Origin of the sequence: Marinobacter sp. MMG032 (assembly GCF_040112695.1) — a bacterium.
Lineage (GTDB): Bacteria > Pseudomonadota > Gammaproteobacteria > Pseudomonadales > Oleiphilaceae > Marinobacter > Marinobacter salsuginis.
This window is the reverse complement of the sequence record NZ_CP157802.1, coordinates 3,736,064-3,752,751: the sequence shown is the minus strand read 5'-3', so window position 1 is coordinate 3,752,751 and position 16,688 is coordinate 3,736,064. Positions and strand designations below refer to the sequence as shown.

Here is a 16,688-nt window from a genome sequence, read left to right as displayed (position 1 = left end):
TACATAACAATAAAGTCTGGCAGCCAGTTTACTTTTTGATTGGTCTGGTTCTGTTATTGACCAGCTTTTGCCTTTTCAGCAGCACTGTAGCGGCGGAGCCCTCGGAAAGCCCCGTCATCGCGCTTTCAGGCTCCACAGAAAGGGTGGTTCTCAGCAATAACATTCGATATCTGCAAGACAAGACCTACGAGCTGGGCCTTGAGCAGGTTTCCTCTGATGCAATGGCGGATCAGTTTTTCCAAATCGATCAGGACCGAGCAAATTTCAGTTTTTTAGACGCCGCCTACTGGCTAAATTTTACGCTGACAACCGGCAGCTCTTACGGGGACGAAACCCGCCAGTGGTGGGTAAAGGCTGACTACCCTCTACTGGACAGCGTCGATGTTTTTATCCGAAACCCGGTGACGGGCGATACACGGCAACTGGAACTGGGTGATGATCGCCCCATAGCCAACAATGGCCTTTTCATTCCTTTTGCAGCCTTTTCTCTCGATCTCGCTCCGGACGAACGCCGGGAGATATTTATTCGTGTGCAGACCAGCAGTTCCAAGCAGTTGGGTCTCCAGATTTTCTCGTCAGCCGCATTGGCCCAGTCGCTGCTAGAGCATTCTCTTTTCTCAGGAGCCTTTTACGGCGTTATGTTTATCATGGCGCTTTACAATCTGTTCGTCTTTATCTCGATCCGAGACAATGCCTATCTGTTCTATGTGCTTGGCATAGTCTCCTACATCTTCCTTCAGGGGTCTCTGGAGGGACTGCCCTGGCTGTTCTCAATCAGTGAAGATCCAGTGTGGTTTGATCGGGCTCTGCCGATCATGATGAACACCACGTGGATATGCATGCTGTTTTTCTCTCGGAGTTTTCTGAGAACCCGAGTGGCTGCGCCCTTCATTGACAGGATCATCGTTTTCCTGATCATCACGGCTTTGTGGTTTGCGGGGCTGAGTTTTTGGGCGGATTATTCGACATCTATTGCCATAGCAACCAGAGCATCTTTCCTTTTTTCTATTGTAATGGCGGCTATCGGGATTGCGCTGTGGCGGCGTGGTAACCGGCTGGCCCGTTACTACACAGCAGCCTGGTGTGTGAATGTGGCCGGCGTCCTTATTTTCATTCAGCACGCGTTCGGCACCTGGGATTACAATGTGTTTGTGGCCCACGGCTTACAGATTGGTGCTTTCTGCAATGTGCTACTTCTTGCCCTGGCACTGGCCGACAAGATCAATATGCAAAAACACGAGACTGAATCGGCCCGCAGGAAAGCCCTGACGGCGAAAAAAGAAGCCCAACTGGCCAACGAAAAAGCTCAGGAGCATCTCGCTCGCTTTCAGCAGCTGTATGAGAATGCCTCCGAGGGAATCTTTCAGTGCACCCTGGATGGACGCTTTATTTCGGCTAACCCTTCCCTGGCGAAAACCTTCGGGTATACATCCCCCGACGAGATGGTTGAAAAGATCGCCGACATCGCTTCCGATTGCTACAACACTCCGTCGGACCGTCACACCTTTGAACAGGCACTGCTCGAAAAAGGCCGAATTGTTGATGCGGAGCATGTCTATCGCAGACAGGACGGCTCGACTTTCTGGGGCAGCAGTTCGGCGCACGTTGCCTATGACGAGGGTGGCAACCCGGCGTATCTGGAAGGCTCGCTGGTCGATATTACGGAACGTCGCGAGAAGGAGCATGCTCAACGCGAACGGGAGGCGGCCCAGGCCTCCGCTCAGGCCAAGAGCGACTTCCTGGCCAATATGAGCCACGAGATCCGGACGCCCATGAACGCCATCATCGGTTTCTCTGATCTGGTGCTGCGAACCGATCTGAATGATCGGCAGAAAGATTACCTTAAGAAAATAGGTCAGGCTTCACGCTCGTTGCTGGGCATCATCAACGATATCCTCGATTTTTCCAAGATCGAGGCGGGCAAGCTGGACCTGGAGACGACCCCATTCAATCTGGCTGATGTGGCCAATGATCTTGCAGACATGCTCTCCCAGAAGAGTAACGAGAAAAATCTCGAACTTTCGGTGTCTTACAACCATGATGTACCTACCGCTCTGGTTGGAGATCCTCTGAGACTGGGGCAAGTTCTGATCAACCTAACTAACAATGCAATCAAGTTCACCGATGAGGGCGAGGTTCAACTACGGATCAAGAAGGTTTCGGAGTCCGACGGTCGCGTTTGCCTCAGCTTTGCTGTAACAGACACTGGTATCGGGATCGCCCAGGAGAAGATCGATACGCTGTTTGATCCGTTCACTCAGGCGGATGGGTCCACCACTCGGCAGTATGGAGGCACTGGCCTCGGGCTCTCCATCAGCAAGCAGATGGTCGAGATGATGGGCGGTGAGATGGGTGCAGAAAGCCAGGCGGGGCGTGGCAGCACGTTTTTCTTTACAGCCTGGTTCGAGATGCAAAATGGCTCCGCTCAAAACGGGGTTTACGACACAAGCCCACTGGCCGGAAAGAACGTTTTGCTGTTTGATGAACGGGATGCCGGCCTGGATGCAATCATCACCGTTTTACGCAGCGCCGGTGGCACAGTGACGCTTATCCAGCCCGATCACCGTCTTGGCGAAACACTCCAGGTTGAAGGCAGCGTTCATGATTTTGATCTGGTGTTAATCGATCGGAACCTGACGGAAGTCGGGACACTGGATGCCGCCCAGATGGTTCGGAATACGCCTGCCCTGGCGGAAGTTCCGGTTGCGCCTTTGCTCCAGCCACAGGAAGAGAAACTTCTGGGGCAATGCCGCGCCCTCGGTTATTCGCCGATACTGAAACCGGTAACACCAAACTCGCTGGTTCAGGAGGTCTCAAATATCCTGGGACTGGGCGCCACAGCTTCGCTTACCCAGTCGGATGTTGCCGGAAACGAGGAGGCAATGCTCGCGGCCATCGCAGGCTCTGAGGTTCTGCTTGTTGAAGACACCCCGTTCAATCAGGAAATTGCGACTGAGTTCTTTAACCAGGCAAAGGTAAAAGTAACGCTTGCGCAAAACGGGGCTGAAGCTCTGGGCCAGTTGGAGAAAGCTCACTTTGATCTGGTGTTCATGGATTGCCAAATGCCGGTAATGGATGGTTTTGAAGCAACTAAACGCATTCGGGAAAAGCCAGAAATTGCGAATACAGTGGTAATCGCCATGACCGCCAACGCCATGAAAGGCGATAAGGAAAGGTGCATTGCCGCGGGCATGGACGACTACCTCAGCAAGCCAATTGTGCGCGAGAACCTATACAGCACAATGGCCCGCTGGCTGTCGGGGGAGGCAACCTCCAAGAGAACCAAAGCAGACTCTGCAGTGCCCGACGAATCAGTTAATGAGACCTCGGCCAACGAACTGCCGGTTTTCGACGCCGCGCTTGCCCTTGAACGGGCTGGTGACAATGAGGACTTGTTAGAAGAGTTGGTGAGCCGCTTTGAGCAGGAAAATTCCGATGTCGTAGACCGAATCCTGGATGCCCTCGATGCCGAAGACCGGGAAACCGCCCATCGCCTTGCCCACACGGTGAAAGGCATGGCTGCATCTCTCGCTGGCGCGGAAGTTGAGCGAACCGCCGGCATTCTCGAAGAAGCTCTGGCTTCCGGGGCCGTTTCGACTCAGATTGAGCGCCATGTTTGTAGCCTTGATACCGCGCTGACACGTCTTTTGAATGAACTGAAATCCGAACAGGGAGAATACCAATGAGTGCTCAGGAGAAGCTTGATATGAGAGTGGATCGCCCGGAAATGACTGAGACCCGTGAGCTTCGCTTACTCTACGGAACCTATGCGGACATTCTTTTTGTGCTACTGCCCTTTGCTGTGGTTGGTATGTTCAAACTCTGGAACGTTGGCCTTGAGCCCTTTCTACTGAGCTATGACCTGTCGCTGGCCGCTGCCGTTCTGGGCGGCCTAGCGGTCGTGAAGTTTCTGTTGGGTATGCTGGTTGATCCGACGATGGCAAAACATCGGGAATGGATAACCTTCCTTGTTGCTGGCACGTTTTTCCTGATACTGGCACCCAGCCTTTTATTCAGCGTTCTCGTTATGTTGTCCGAGGAGCCGCCAAAGTGGGTGATGTTTATCCAGCCGTTGCTCGTGGTGCTGGGCATCACTGCCTACTCATCGGCTGTCCTCGCCTCAAACCGGCTGCGCAAAGATGTTGAGCAGCGGGTTTTTGACGAGGACGTCGGCTGACTGTTCATTACATGGGCAGGCTTTTACCGTAACGACAGGCTCTGCCCTCGCTGTCACACACATCAAACCAGAGCTGCTCCCTATCCGGATTGACATCCCGAACCAGGAATCGTGTTTCTCTGGCTTGTTTCAGAAGTACTTTGTCGCCTGTTTCAGTACTTCTGAATATGGCGTAGAACTCATCTTCCGACGCCAACTCAACATTGGTTGCCGTCACCTCAAAAAGCCTTGAATAATCCATGCCCGCCGGCGCATTCGCCAGATAGGCCTCGCGGTTACATCGTTCAATGGCATCTAACGCCGGACGGATTTCTGGTCTCAGCTGATCAAGCTGTGAAATCACGTTCTCAACCGACTTGCCTGAATCTGCAATTCCGGCACCGAGGGTGATTGGTGTCTCCTCAACGGGTTCATCCTCCGCCGAGCCCGCAGTTTGAGGCTCGGGGAATGGTCGTGATGTCGCTACCAGCTCATTACGGAGTTCATCGGGAGTCAGTGCGGGATTCGCCTGCTTGAGCAGACCAGCGGCCCCTGCAACCAACGGAGACGCAAATGAAGTGCCATACCATCGGCTTACCTCACCTTCCAGGTTTATCGTGGCGACCAGCTCTCCCAGGGCTGCAAGATCCACAGCATCTCCATGGTTCGAAAAGTCTGAAGGTTCACCTCGCTCATTAACTGAACCCACCGCAATTACGTTTTGGCAGTTCGCGGGGGTGTACTCACTGGCGTCGGCACTCTCATTGCCAGCGGCAACAACTACGAGAATCCCTTTCCGGTGAGCGTAATCGATTGCATCCTGGAGATAAAACGGACAACTTGAAACCGGACTTCCGAGGGAGGCGTTGATAATGTCTACAGGTTCGCTCAGGGGCGGGGCTTGGGTTACTGTGGGATCACCGGCTAACCATCGAATGCCGAGAGCCGTGTCCGAAAGAATTCCTGATCCGCAACTCAGCACCCTTGTAGCAATGAGCTCGGCATCCAGGATTCCAGCGATACCCACACCATTATTTGTAGTTGCTCCAATAATACCGGCTACTGCGGTGCCATGAGGATCCGTACAGCTCGGATCTACTTCACTCTCCAGATACTCGGGGCCGTAATCGCCACCGAGAGCTGAGAGGTTGTAGCCGCCGGCGTAATCAATATCCGATACCGGATAGAACCCGGAATCGAGCACACCCACCCGCAGTTTCCGGACTTGCTCAGATGCCAGATAACCCGCCAAAAGATTTTGAACACCTTCTTTCGCTTCGCCCGGCGGTTCCCATGATATCTGATTGACGAAACCCGGATCCGTCGGTGCGTTGGCCGGAATCACCCCTGCAGACCGCATGGATGATGGAACCTTAAAGGGCTGTGATGGCATGGGTGGATTGCGAACGATCAAATCCAGTGCCACCTCTTCAACCTCTGGCCTGAAACGAAGCCGGGCTGCAAATGCGTCCGCTTCATCAGCGTCTACGGTAAAGATTCGAGTGCCTCCGGGACCACTGGCACCCTGGGCCGTGACGACACCTTCTTTGTACTTTACGATTACCTGAGCGGTCGCTTCCGTATCCTGGTTTTGGGCAGCGACAGGAATTTTCTTAATAGGCTCTGCAGCATACGCCGCATTAACCAGACACATTGCGGTTAAGACAGGAACTACAACTCTCATCAGAGACTCTCGCAGGTCAAAGATTGTGTTTTTCGGGAGCGAATCAGCGATTCGATTGGCCGGAAAGACTGAGCTACTTCAAAACCGGCTTCTGTTACGTCGCCGTAGAGAGGTGTGCTGGCGATTCTTGAGTAAATGCCCAGCTCCGGCACGTAAACCAGATCTCCACTACTGAGTTCCGGCACCAGTATTTCCACAAGTGGCTGGATCTCCTCAAGCATCCGAGCGCCATATCGGCCATGCTCAAGGATGGCTTGCTCCGCAAGGCCAAGCGCCTGGTTCAGAGCCTGGTCGGCAATCTGCCCCGCCTGATAGTCATTAAACGCTGCGCCCAGGCCTTCGATCGCAGAGTATACGGTTGCTCTTGAAGGCGAATCCAAAGCTAAAAACTCGGACAGACGCTGCTCTTTTTCCGAATACGTCACCAAATCATACAGGTAGGCATAATCGATGAAAAAGCGATAGAGGGAAAAATCCTGAGCCAGCTCAAGAATTGATTCTCTCTCCCGAAGAGTATCCTGAACCTGCGCGACCAGCGCTTCGCCCGAGGTGTTCTGCGCGAGCAGTGAAACCCGCTGTTCTATTGACTGATCGCCATACACAAACGTCAGCTGGAGATCAGACGCACTGGGACGATCTACAACTGGAACTCTGAGGGAAATCTCATTTGCCTGGAAAGACTCGACCTCCAGGCCGATATCGGGTGACTGAGAGAGAGTGACGGAATCCGGTTGCCGAAACTGGCCTGGTAGCTTGAGGATTTCTCCCTCGGCAGCCTGGACAAAGACCTGATTCAGAGAAACCGAAGGGACAGAGGGAGCCGGGGTTGGCTCGGTCGCGGGAGGCGCCTCGACTGGCCCGGATGAACCTCCCGAACCGCCTCCGCAACCGGAGAGCGCCAAAACCACTATCACGCTTAAAATAGAGCGGGGAAACAACATGGACATAATCCGTAATATCGCTTTTGACTGCACACCGCAGCAGATTATGTTCCGGTTAAAATCCCCGCAAGAACAAAGACGTAACAAATTGTAGGCTTGGGATTCCTCTAACGGGAAATTGTTTTACTCACGACGCCCGACCATGCACTTTCAAGACCACTAACGTCGACCGTGCGAATGGCGAAATACCAGGTACCTTCTCCAAGCCCGGAGATTTCGTACTCCATTATCTGGCCATCTTCGATGACAACTTCCTCAGACATATCCTTTACGTTTTCTTCTAAACCGTATCGGACCACGTACTGATCAATCTCTCCCATTGCCAGGGATTCGCCGTTCTCCCGGGTCAGCGGCGCCTGCCAGCTCAGCGTTGCTGATCCAGTGACGGGCTCTGGTGCAGGCTCAGGTTCTGGCGCGGGCTCGGGCTCTGGTGCAGGCTCGGGCTCTGGTGCAGGCTCGGGCTCTGGTGCAGGCTCGGGCTCGGGTGCAGGCTCGGGCTCGGGTGCAGGCTCGGGCTCGGGTGCAGGCTCGGGCTCGGGTGCAGGCTCGGGCTCGGGTGCAGGCTCGGGCTCGGGTGCAGGCTCGGGCTCGGGTGCAGGCTCGGGCTCGGGTGCAGGCTCGGGCTCGGGTGCAGGCTCGGGCTCGGGTGCAGGCTCGGGCTCGGGTGCAGGCTCGGGCTCGGGTGCAGGCTCGGGCTCGGGTGCAGGCTCGGGCTCGGGTGCAGGCTCGGGCTCGGGTGCATAACCAATGTTCAGCAGAGCGGTATCGATTGAGACCAGCGCTCTGTCAAGATTTCTTGCCTCACTATCGGCTTCAGCAATCAACTCACGGTGATTTGAAGCCTGCTCGCTTGCTGCAAGCAGCACCAGCTCGGCACTCGGAGACAGCTGCTCGCCCGACAGTGAGGGCAGAAAGCCATTTCGGGCAATAACCACTTCAAAATCACTAATAACCCTGTCCAGCGATCCCCATCGGTTATCTCCGGCAAGAGCGAGGAAGCCGGCATTCACGAGGGATGACAGGATCATTTCCGAATCGGCACGCAATGCATCAGGCTGGGAAAGATCGATTTGTGCCCGCTCAAGAACGCCATCCGATAAGCCAAATTCATGCTCAAGAGCCCTAAGAGCCGCTTGATAATCCTCCCATCCGGAAAACCCATTCTTCAAAGCCAACTGGTGGGCAAGAGAACCGATAGGGGTCAGAACAGCCTTTGCAAAAGAGTCTGCTGAGGGGCTGACCACGGCCGTCATGGAAAGGTCATTACCCGGCCAGAACGACTCGCCAAAGATGACCGAGCCCCCGCCAGGTGTCCTGCATGCTGGCCGCACATCGCAACGCATCTGAGTGGCACTGTCGGAGCCTAGAACTACCTTTAACGCCTGATCTGTGAATTCTGCCGGGACTCTTGCCCGAAAGCGACCTTCGTTGTCAGTACGAACACTCTCGCCAACTTGTATCCAGGTATTACCGCCAAGGGAGCGGTAAATCGTGATTAATCCATTACTGATGACACCCTTGACCGCAGAACCCTCCACCCACACAACGGACTCAGCAGCTTCAGCGTCAGACTGCGCATCTGCAGGCGAACCAGATGAAGACTCTCCACCTCCGCCGCCGCACGCAGCCACAAAAAGACTGAGAGCAGTAATCAGTGAGGCTCTGACCAACCAATTGAGCAGGGAAAACATAGCAGCTCCGAATAAAATTCCGACGCTGCTATGTTATCCGCCCATGATGTCAAATAACGTTAAAAGCGTTGTATTTTTGGCGGAAAATCGAGCCATTTTATTGACATTCGGAGTTGTCTCAAATTACGGCTCAAACCTAACCGTAAAATAGTGTGATTTTTGACAGAACTTTGATCTCTGCCCATTTACTTATCATTAATCCATTGAATCCCATGAAGAAACTGCCTATCTTCCGTTGCGCCAGTCTTTGGCACTCTCAAAGTCAGCAACCTAAACATTCCAAAGGAACGGAATTATGGGAAGTACCAATTCTTTATCTCTTTTTTCTGCAATTGTTCTGACATCCGCACTCGCAGGTTGCGGAGGCTCCTCTGGGTCCTCTGGCACCAGCGATGAGGGCAACCCGACCACTGAAACGCCGACGCCAGTCGTGCAGATGGAGTCTGTTTCCGGACAGATTCGGGATTACTTCACGGGGGAGCCAGTGGCAGGAGCACTGGTTACCCTCCAGGCAACGAACCTGGAAGAGCCTGTTGAAGCCGTATCTGGACCAGAAGGTCGGTTCACCCTTGATGCCGAGGAAGGAGCAGACAGGGCCACCATTTCTTCCCGCGCGACGGGGTACACAACCAACTCAATGCTCACCTCGACCACAGAGGGCTCAGACAACGACAACCTTGAGCTTTCACTGGTACCGGCACAGCTGGCGACATCTTTCTCGGCTGAAACTACGGCGACGCTGAGTCTCGAAAACAGTCTTCCTGTTGCCGAAGTGCCGGCCAATGCTTTCCGAAGCAGCAATGGGGCGCTCTATAACGGTTCTGTCAACACGCAAATTTCAGCGCTGGACCCCTCCAGTGATCCAACCATCATTCCGGGTAACTATGATTTTGTAGATACTGACGGTCAGGTGGGTCTTTCTACTTCTTATGGTGCGGTAACATTTGATTTTACCGACGAGAACGGTGAGCGCCTCCAGCTCAGCGACGGGACGCCTGCGACCATCCGAATTCCACTGGCCAGTGGCCTGAACCCGTTCGAAGTGCCGTCTTCAGTGCCCCTTGCATGGTTTGACGAGGAATCGGGCCAATGGGTCGAAGAATCCATGGCGACTTTGGTCGACAACAGGTACTACGAGGGGCAGGTCACGCACTTTACGACCTGGAACGCTGCGGACACCTACACGCCTGTCGAAGTAAGCGGTCGCGTTGTTGATCGTGACGGCAACCCGGTTGCGGGCGCTTCCGTGCGCGCTCAAGGCTATGATTACATTGGTATGAACACCACGGTAACGAATGCCGACGGAACTTTCTCGGTGCCCGTTCGCGAAGACTCACAGGTACTGATCTCTGCTCGACTCGATGCCACCTCCAATACCCGAGAAATAACCGTAGGGGCGGAGGACTACACGCTGGATCAGGACATCGTTCTGTGGCCCTCGGCCGTTTCTATCACACTCACATGGGGACAAAACCCGAGCGATCTTGACTCTCACCTTCTTGGCCCGAACAGCGAAGCTGGCACTTCAGAATTCCACGTAGCTTTCTGGGACAAAGTTGTAACAGTTGGCGACACCGTTATCGAACTGGATGTAGATGATGTAACCAGTTTCGGCCCGGAAGTTGTCACTATCCCGGACTTTCCCTATGCCGGTCGCTACCGTTACCTGGTACATCTTTTTGCTGGTACCGGAACCATTGAAAACTCACCGGCACGGGTTGAGTTTTCAATCAATGGCGAAACACGCATTTTCTCCCCACAGAATGCTCAGGGCAGCGTTTCTGACTGGTGGGCTGTCGCCGACATTATCGTTGATGAGACAGGAGACGTCCGACTGGAAGCCGTGCAGGAGTGGAGCGAACAAGGGGAAGAAATGGTGTTTGGATTCAGCCTGAACAACCGCTCCAACCCCGCTGTTGAAGCCGCCAAACGCAAATACTACAGCGAGAACGTTCGCTAAAGATTTCTGGCTGAAAACCAGATAAGAATGAACGATTGGAGCCCACCAGGCACCCTGCAGCAAAGTGCCTGGTGGGCCTTTTAATCACCGGAAACCAGGCCTTGATGCACTGCCAAAGCATTCAAATCCATTAGCGGTGAATGTACCAATCACCCGAAGCAATGAAAAACGGGTTCAGCACATCTTCTTTGCCATACTTCAATGGTTTTCCTTCGAGGGTCTGCACCTTCCCACCTGCGGCTGTCAGGACCGCCTGAGCCGCACCTGTGTCCCATTCACAGGTTGGTCCCAATCTCGGATAGATATCGGCATGGCCCTCCGCAATCCGACAAAACTTCAGGGAGCTGCCAGCCTGTACCAGCTCGTGGTCACCGAGCTTATCAATAAAGGCTTTGGTCTCTTCGTTCAGATGGTTTTTACTGGCCACAACTCGCTTAACTGCCTTTGGCTCTGCCACCCGGATTCCACGAACCTTCCCCGTGCGGTCCCGCAAATGGGCGCCCTCACCTACAACGCCCCAAAAAGCCTCTTTCAGAGCCGGCGCAATTACCACACCCATCACGGGCTCGCCGTCCTCGATCATCGCAATGTTCACCGTGAATTCGCCCGTGCGCTGGGTAAAATCCTTGGTACCATCAATGGGATCGACTAGCCAGAAACGGCGCCAGTGCTTACGTTCTTCCCAGGGGATGTCTTTGCCTTCTTCGGAGAGTATGGGAATGTCACGGCTGATGTTGCGCAATCCCCTTACAATGATTTCGTGGCTCGCAGTGTCGGCGGCGGTAATCGGCGAATGATCGCTTTTAAAATCGACTTTGAAATCCGATTGGTAGATGTGAAGCACTTTTTCACTGGCTTCATCGGCTACCTTTATGACATCCGGGAGAATGGAGCTGTAATGCATGCGATTCGCTTCCTGCTTCAGATCAAAACGTTATGAACTATGATGAGCAATAGTAACACTCCCCTTACAAAGAACCAGAAGGATGCCACTATGAAACTTCGCTTCCTCGGCGGCACAGGAACAGTTACCGGCTCCCGCTATCTGCTCTCGCATGAGAAACATCGGGTGCTGGTAGACTGCGGCATGTACCAGGGCGTTAAAACCCTACGCCGGCGCAATTGGGCGAAGTTTCCCGTGGACCCGTCTACCATTGATGCGGTTGTGCTTACCCATGCCCATATAGATCATTCCGGCTACCTTCCAGCTCTGGTCAAGAATGGCTTCAAAGGTAAGGTCTACTGCACCAAGGCAACTCATGAACTGTGCAAAGTTCTATTGCCCGATGCAGGCTTCCTGCAGGAGGAAGACGCAAAATACGCGTTCCGAAAGAAGTTCTCGAAGCACGAAAAACCCGAGCCTTTATTTACTGAGAAGGACGCGTGGGAAGCCCTCAAGCACTTCGAATCCCTCCACTACCATGAAACCTTCGAACCCGTGAAAGGGTTTGAGGTAACCTTTACCCCGGCCGGCCATATCCTCGGATCGTCCTGCGTTCATGTTCACCACAGGGTTGCAGACAGAACGGTGGTATTCAGCGGCGATGTTGGCAGGCAGAATGACATTATCATGAGACCGCCGGAGCCATTACAGAAGGCGGATGTACTACTGTGTGAATCCACCTATGGCGACCGCACCCATGGTGAGACTGATCCGGAAGCCGAGCTTGCAGAAATAATTACACGAACTGCCGGCCGGGGAGGTATTGTTCTTCTACCCGCGTTCGCAGTCGGCCGTGCTCAAATGCTGCTTTATGTGATTCACAAGATTATGGGCGACGGGAAGATCCCTAAACTGCCCGTATTCCTGAACAGCCCCATGGCAATCAAGGCGACAGAAATCTTTTGCAAACATCATAAAGAACATAAACTGAACGCCGCCCAGTGTGAGCTGATAGACGAAAAAACAACTTTTGTAAGGAAAGTGGAAGAATCCATCGAGCTGGATGCGGTACGTTATCCGTGCGTGATTATTTCAGCCAGCGGTATGGCCAGTGGTGGACGTGTGCTGCACCACCTGAAGACGCTATTACCCAACCCTCGAAACAGCGTGGTGTTTGCGGGCTTCCAGGCGCCGGGAACTCGAGGGGATGCGCTGGTAAACGGTGCAGAATCGGTGAAAATTCATGGCGAATACTGGCCAGTGAAGGCTGAGATTCATAACCTCGACTCACTCTCTGCGCACGGAGATTACAATGAAATTTTGGCCTGGCTGGAACAAGGCACGCTGAAGCCGAAGAAGGTTTACGTCACTCACGGTGAGATGGTTGCAAGTGACGTTATGAGAAAGCGGATCCGGGAGAAGTTTGGTTGGGATGTTGAGGTGCCGGAGTTGTTTGAGGAGGTTGAGGTTTAGGGCTAGGACCTGAACACACTAGAGTGAGGACCTCACCATCGAAGACACTTAAGGTTGAGACATTGAAACGGAAACGTATTTTACTGATCACCCGTAACTTACCTCCGCTGGTTGGAGGAATGGAAAGGCTGAATTGGCACATGGCCGACGAGCTTTCCAAGAAGGCGGATCTGTACATCGTTGGGCCCAAAGGATCGAATGCATCAAAGCCGTCGAGAGTAACGCTACGAGAGGCGCCGTTAACCCCTTTGATTTTGTTTTTTTTTGTAGCTCTGTATAGAAGTCTCCTATTAGCATTTAGCGAGAAGCCCGACATCATTATCGCAGGCAGTGGCTTAACCGCACCTCTTGCATGGCTAACAGGTAAAGTTTTCCGTATAAAGTCGGCCGTATACCTACATGGATTTGACGTCTCGGTCGACAACAGAATGTATCGCATGTTGTGGCGAACTACGTTTAAGAGATTAAATCATGTCATAGTGAATAGCACTTCTACAAAAAACCTTGCTATGAAGGCTGGTGTAAGTGAGCGCAAACTAAGCATCATTTTCCCCGGAGTTGAACTGCCCCCATCCCCACAACCCTCGCAAAGTATTGCAGAGTTAAGAGCCAGATACGGGCTTGAGAACAAGAAAATACTACTTTCAGTTGGTCGCCTAACAACACGAAAGGGGCTGCTCGAGTTTGTTGAAAGCTCAATGCCAAATATTGTAAATGCTAGACCCGACGTAACACTCGTCGTGGTTGGAGAAGCACCAAAGAATTCCCTTGGGGCCGGGATCCAAAGCGAGCGGTCCATCATGGCCAAGGCAGAAAAATTGGGAATCGGCAATCACATTAAGTTTCTTGGCGTTATCACCAAGAAAGAAGAATTGGCAACGGTCTACGAGGCAGCTGATGTACATGTTTTTCCAGTTCGCCATATACCAGACGATCCCGAAGGCTTTGGAATGGTTGCGATTGAAGCCGCTGCTCACGGTCTTCCGACCGTTGCTTTTTCTACTGGAGGAATAGTCGATGCAGTTGCTGAAGGACAAAGTGGAAAACTCGTAACTCAAGGGGACTACAATGCATTTTCCCAAGCAGTCGTCCGAATGCTCTATAGCGGTAAGCAATCTGAAATAACCCGCGCGTTCGCCCGGCAGTTCGAGTGGAAAAACTTTGAAAAAAATCTTCTGAGAGCACTTTGGGGCACCCCGTCTTTACCAGAGAGCGAGGACACAAAGTGAGATACGGAAACATAACTCTCTCAAGCATGGGAGTATAAGCTTCGTGTTTTCAAAAATTCAAACTATAAATTTGTGAACAAAGGGTGACTATAAACAAGCGCATCGCCAAAAATACGATGATGTTGTATTTTCGGCAGCTCCTAATTCTCTTCATTAATCTATATGCAGTGAGAGTCGTTCTAGAACAACTGGGAGTTCAAGACTATGGCATCTACGGAGCAGTAAGTGGTCTCGTGGCACTCAGCGCTTTTCTGCCGGGTTCTCTGGCACAGGCTACACAACGTTACTTCTCGTTTTCTCTGGGAGAGAGGAATACAGGGAGTTTAAGGAAAATTTTTTCAGTCAACCTTGTCTTGTACATTTCTATTGCACTGATTTCTTTTCTGATTCTCCAGACTATTGGTCTCTGGTTCGTTAATGCTGAGCTTTCTGTACCTTATAGCCGGTTTGAAGCTGCACAAGCTCTCTTCCATTACGCGACGCTAGCATTTCTTACCGGTGTCATTACTAGCCCTTTCATAGCCATTATCCTAGCCCACGAAGACATGAAGCTCTATGCCTATATTTCGATCCTAGAGTCATTTGTGAAACTAGGCATGGTGTTTCTTCTAGAATATATCTCATGGGACAAGCTGGAGCTGTACGGGATTTTGGTTCTTTGTACCGGCGTCGTTAACGCGGTAACATACATTGTAGTTTGCTTATATCGATACGAAGAGTGCCAGTTCAAAAAGATTTACTGGGACTCAATGTTGCTGAAAGAAATTATAGCTTTCACAGGCTGGACTATTTTCGGGCAAATTTCTACAGTTGCTCGTACACATGCCATTACTGTTTTATTAAACCAATCATTTAGTCCTGGAGTGGTGGCGGCTAGGGCGCTTTCGGTACAAGTGGCGAATCAGGTCAACATATTCTCAGTTAACTTCAATACCAGTCTTTATCCGCCGATCATCAAGAGCTTCGCCGCAAATCAGCATCAAGAAATGTATGGATTGATAACCAGCGGCGCAAAAATAACGTTTTTTCTTTTATGGATTTTTGCCCTACCTCTAATGGTAGAAATGGAAACCATACTTGGCATCTGGCTAACCATCGTGCCACCAAATGCAGTTTTGTTTTCACAGTTAGCCCTTCTGGAGACGCTCATAATGTCTGTCAGTTTGCCTCTGACCGCCGCCGCAAGAGCACCGGGAAAGATGAAAGCCTATGAGCTCTCGCTGGGTGCTATACAGATAGGCATATTCAACCGCCTGGGGCGTAATCACAACCGGAGCGCCAGCCTTTAGCGTGTTTATCGTTGCAATCTTCGCGAACATTTTGATGTTCGGCGTCCGGCTCTTTTTGGTCAACAAACTCACGGGCTTCCCAGTATTAAATTTTTTGCGGCTTACGGCGCTGCCTATTCTATCCATCGTTCTAATTACGGCTCTTCCAATCGCCGCTCTGAAATACTGGCTGCCAAGCGGCTTATTCTGGTCAGCACTATTGTTTGTCTCCTGCTTCACTGCCTCCACTCTCGCCATGTATTTCATCGGACTAGATAAGGTGTGGCGCGTAAAGGTGATGACGATGGTCCGCTCAAGATTGCCTTGGCCAAAAAGCGCATGAGGAATATTCTTATTCTGGGCGGCACGGGTGCTATGGGCACCCATCTCGTGAAAATCCTCGCCGAGCGAGGCGACATTGTATATGCGACAAGCCGCTCTATCCACGAATCGTCGGCTAACATTAAATTCATCAAGGGCAACGCTAAGGAAGAGCGCTTTCTGACTCATTTACTCAGATGTAAATGGGACGCGATTGTCGACTTCATGGTTTACAGCACGCCTGCATTTGAACAGCGCGCCCACAAGCTCTTGGCAGCTACCGAACAATACATTTTCATGAGCTCTGCTCGCATTTATGCAGACTCCGGCGGGCCAATCCGGGAAGAATCCCCGCGATTGCTCGAAAGCTCTGAGGATATGAACTTTCTGCAAACCGACGAATATTCTCTTGCAAAGGCTCGGCAAGAAAACATTATTCGACGGTCTGGCGGGAAGAATTGGACGATCATCCGACCTTACATTACATATAGTACGCAGCGCCTGCAGTTGGGTGTATTGGAGAAGGAAGGTTGGCTATACCGAGCACTCAACGGCCGCACTATCGTTTTCTCAAAAGACATTGCGTCTAAGTTAACTACGCTTACATATGGCCTGGATGTGGCCGGTGCCCTGGAAGCCATAATTGGCGAGCCGCGCGCATTGGGAGAAACGTATAATATTATGCAAAAGGATGTGGCCACCTGGCGTCGAGTGTTGGATGTTTATCTTGATGTGCTCGAAAGACACCTTGGCAGACGCCCAAAAGTATTGCTCCTGGGTTTCGATGATTTCTTGCGCTGCAAACCAGCAGAGTATCAAATTAAGTATGATCGATTGTTCAACCGTGAGTTCGATAGTTCAAAAATTGGGGAGTTTGTAGACTTAGAGGCGCTCACGGAACTTGAATCGAGCCTAACCGATTGCCTGGATGAGTTTTTGGAAAAGCCGCAATTTTTGCCCATCGATTGGCGCTCCGAAGCCATCAAAGACCGCTATACGGGTGAAGTAGCAAAACTTAGTGAGATCGGTCTCTGGAAACAGAAAATCAAATACCTTTTGTATCGATTTATCAAAAATTAGAC

11 protein-coding genes are annotated in these 16,688 nt (G+C 52.0%); 7 read left to right on the top strand and 4 right to left on the bottom strand.

Features of this window, described 5'->3' with window-relative positions:
* Positions 1 to 56 precede the first annotated feature (56 nt).
* Positions 57 to 3,686 carry a 7TM diverse intracellular signaling domain-containing protein gene (locus ABNF92_RS17245; protein ID WP_349342835.1) on the top strand — a complete coding sequence of 1,210 codons (3,630 nt, stop codon included), beginning with the start codon at positions 57 to 59 and terminating at the stop codon, positions 3,684 to 3,686.
* Positions 3,683 to 4,177, top strand: coding sequence for a hypothetical protein (locus ABNF92_RS17240; RefSeq protein WP_349342834.1), 495 nt, complete (start codon positions 3,683 to 3,685; stop codon positions 4,175 to 4,177). The genes ABNF92_RS17245 and ABNF92_RS17240 overlap by 4 nt, the downstream gene beginning before the upstream one ends.
* 7 nt (positions 4,178 to 4,184) lie before the next feature.
* Here ABNF92_RS17240 and ABNF92_RS17235 read toward each other — a convergent pair whose 3' ends face one another.
* From ABNF92_RS17235 to ABNF92_RS17225, 3 genes are all read right to left on the bottom strand, one after another.
* Complete coding sequence (locus ABNF92_RS17235) at positions 4,185 to 5,840, bottom strand: S8 family serine peptidase (protein ID WP_349342833.1); 1,656 nt, start codon at positions 5,838 to 5,840, stop codon at positions 4,185 to 4,187.
* Positions 5,840 to 6,781, bottom strand: coding sequence for a hypothetical protein (locus ABNF92_RS17230; RefSeq protein WP_349342832.1), 942 nt, complete (start codon positions 6,779 to 6,781; stop codon positions 5,840 to 5,842). The genes ABNF92_RS17235 and ABNF92_RS17230 overlap by 1 nt, the downstream gene beginning before the upstream one ends.
* A gap of 107 nt (positions 6,782 to 6,888) precedes the next feature.
* Complete coding sequence (locus tag ABNF92_RS17225) at positions 6,889 to 8,472, bottom strand: fibronectin type III domain-containing protein (RefSeq protein WP_349342831.1); 1,584 nt, start codon at positions 8,470 to 8,472, stop codon at positions 6,889 to 6,891.
* 295 nt (positions 8,473 to 8,767) lie between these two features.
* Here ABNF92_RS17225 and ABNF92_RS17220 point away from each other — a divergent pair, with 295 nt between their 5' ends.
* The gene (locus ABNF92_RS17220) at positions 8,768 to 10,432 is read left to right on the top strand and encodes a carboxypeptidase regulatory-like domain-containing protein (protein WP_349342830.1); all 1,665 of its coding nucleotides are present in this window, start codon (positions 8,768 to 8,770) and stop codon (positions 10,430 to 10,432) included.
* A 130-nt stretch (positions 10,433 to 10,562) separates the two neighbouring features.
* Here ABNF92_RS17220 and cysQ read toward each other — a convergent pair whose 3' ends face one another.
* Complete coding sequence (gene cysQ, locus ABNF92_RS17215; protein WP_349342829.1) at positions 10,563 to 11,336, bottom strand: 3'(2'),5'-bisphosphate nucleotidase CysQ; 774 nt, start codon at positions 11,334 to 11,336, stop codon at positions 10,563 to 10,565.
* Between the two features lie 90 nt (positions 11,337 to 11,426).
* Here cysQ and ABNF92_RS17210 point away from each other — a divergent pair, with 90 nt between their 5' ends.
* The 4 genes from ABNF92_RS17210 (at position 11,427) to ABNF92_RS17195 (ending at position 16,686) form a co-directional block, all read left to right on the top strand.
* On the top strand, positions 11,427 to 12,788 hold the full coding sequence (locus ABNF92_RS17210; RefSeq protein ID WP_349342828.1) for an MBL fold metallo-hydrolase: 1,362 nt from the start codon (positions 11,427 to 11,429) through the stop codon (positions 12,786 to 12,788).
* Positions 12,789 to 12,850: 62 nt separating this feature from the next.
* Positions 12,851 to 14,017: a glycosyltransferase family 4 protein gene (locus tag ABNF92_RS17205; RefSeq protein WP_349342827.1), complete on the top strand. Its 1,167-nt coding sequence runs from the start codon at positions 12,851 to 12,853 to the stop codon at positions 14,015 to 14,017.
* Between the two features lie 233 nt (positions 14,018 to 14,250).
* On the top strand, positions 14,251 to 15,306 hold the full coding sequence (locus tag ABNF92_RS17200) for a hypothetical protein (RefSeq protein ID WP_349342826.1): 1,056 nt from the start codon (positions 14,251 to 14,253) through the stop codon (positions 15,304 to 15,306).
* A gap of 261 nt (positions 15,307 to 15,567) precedes the next feature.
* Entirely contained in the window at positions 15,568 to 16,686 is a 1,119-nt protein-coding gene (locus tag ABNF92_RS17195) for an NAD-dependent epimerase/dehydratase family protein (RefSeq protein WP_349342825.1), read from the top strand.
* Positions 16,687 to 16,688: the final 2 nt, after the last annotated feature.

Excerpts from the sequence above, each read along its gene's own strand:
- ABNF92_RS17240 (WP_349342834.1), top strand. The coding sequence starts at position 3,683 with ATGAGTGCTCAGGAGAAGCTTGATATGAGAGTGGATCGCCCGGAAATG.
- ABNF92_RS17235 (WP_349342833.1), bottom strand. The coding sequence starts at position 5,840 with ATGAGAGTTGTAGTTCCTGTCTTAACCGCAATGTGTCTGGTTAATGCG.
- ABNF92_RS17230 (WP_349342832.1), bottom strand. The coding sequence starts at position 6,781 with ATGTTGTTTCCCCGCTCTATTTTAAGCGTGATAGTGGTTTTGGCGCTC.
- ABNF92_RS17225 (WP_349342831.1), bottom strand. The coding sequence starts at position 8,472 with ATGTTTTCCCTGCTCAATTGGTTGGTCAGAGCCTCACTGATTACTGCT.
- ABNF92_RS17220 (WP_349342830.1), top strand. The coding sequence starts at position 8,768 with ATGGGAAGTACCAATTCTTTATCTCTTTTTTCTGCAATTGTTCTGACA.
- cysQ (WP_349342829.1), bottom strand. The coding sequence starts at position 11,336 with ATGCATTACAGCTCCATTCTCCCGGATGTCATAAAGGTAGCCGATGAA.
- ABNF92_RS17210 (WP_349342828.1), top strand. The coding sequence starts at position 11,427 with ATGAAACTTCGCTTCCTCGGCGGCACAGGAACAGTTACCGGCTCCCGC.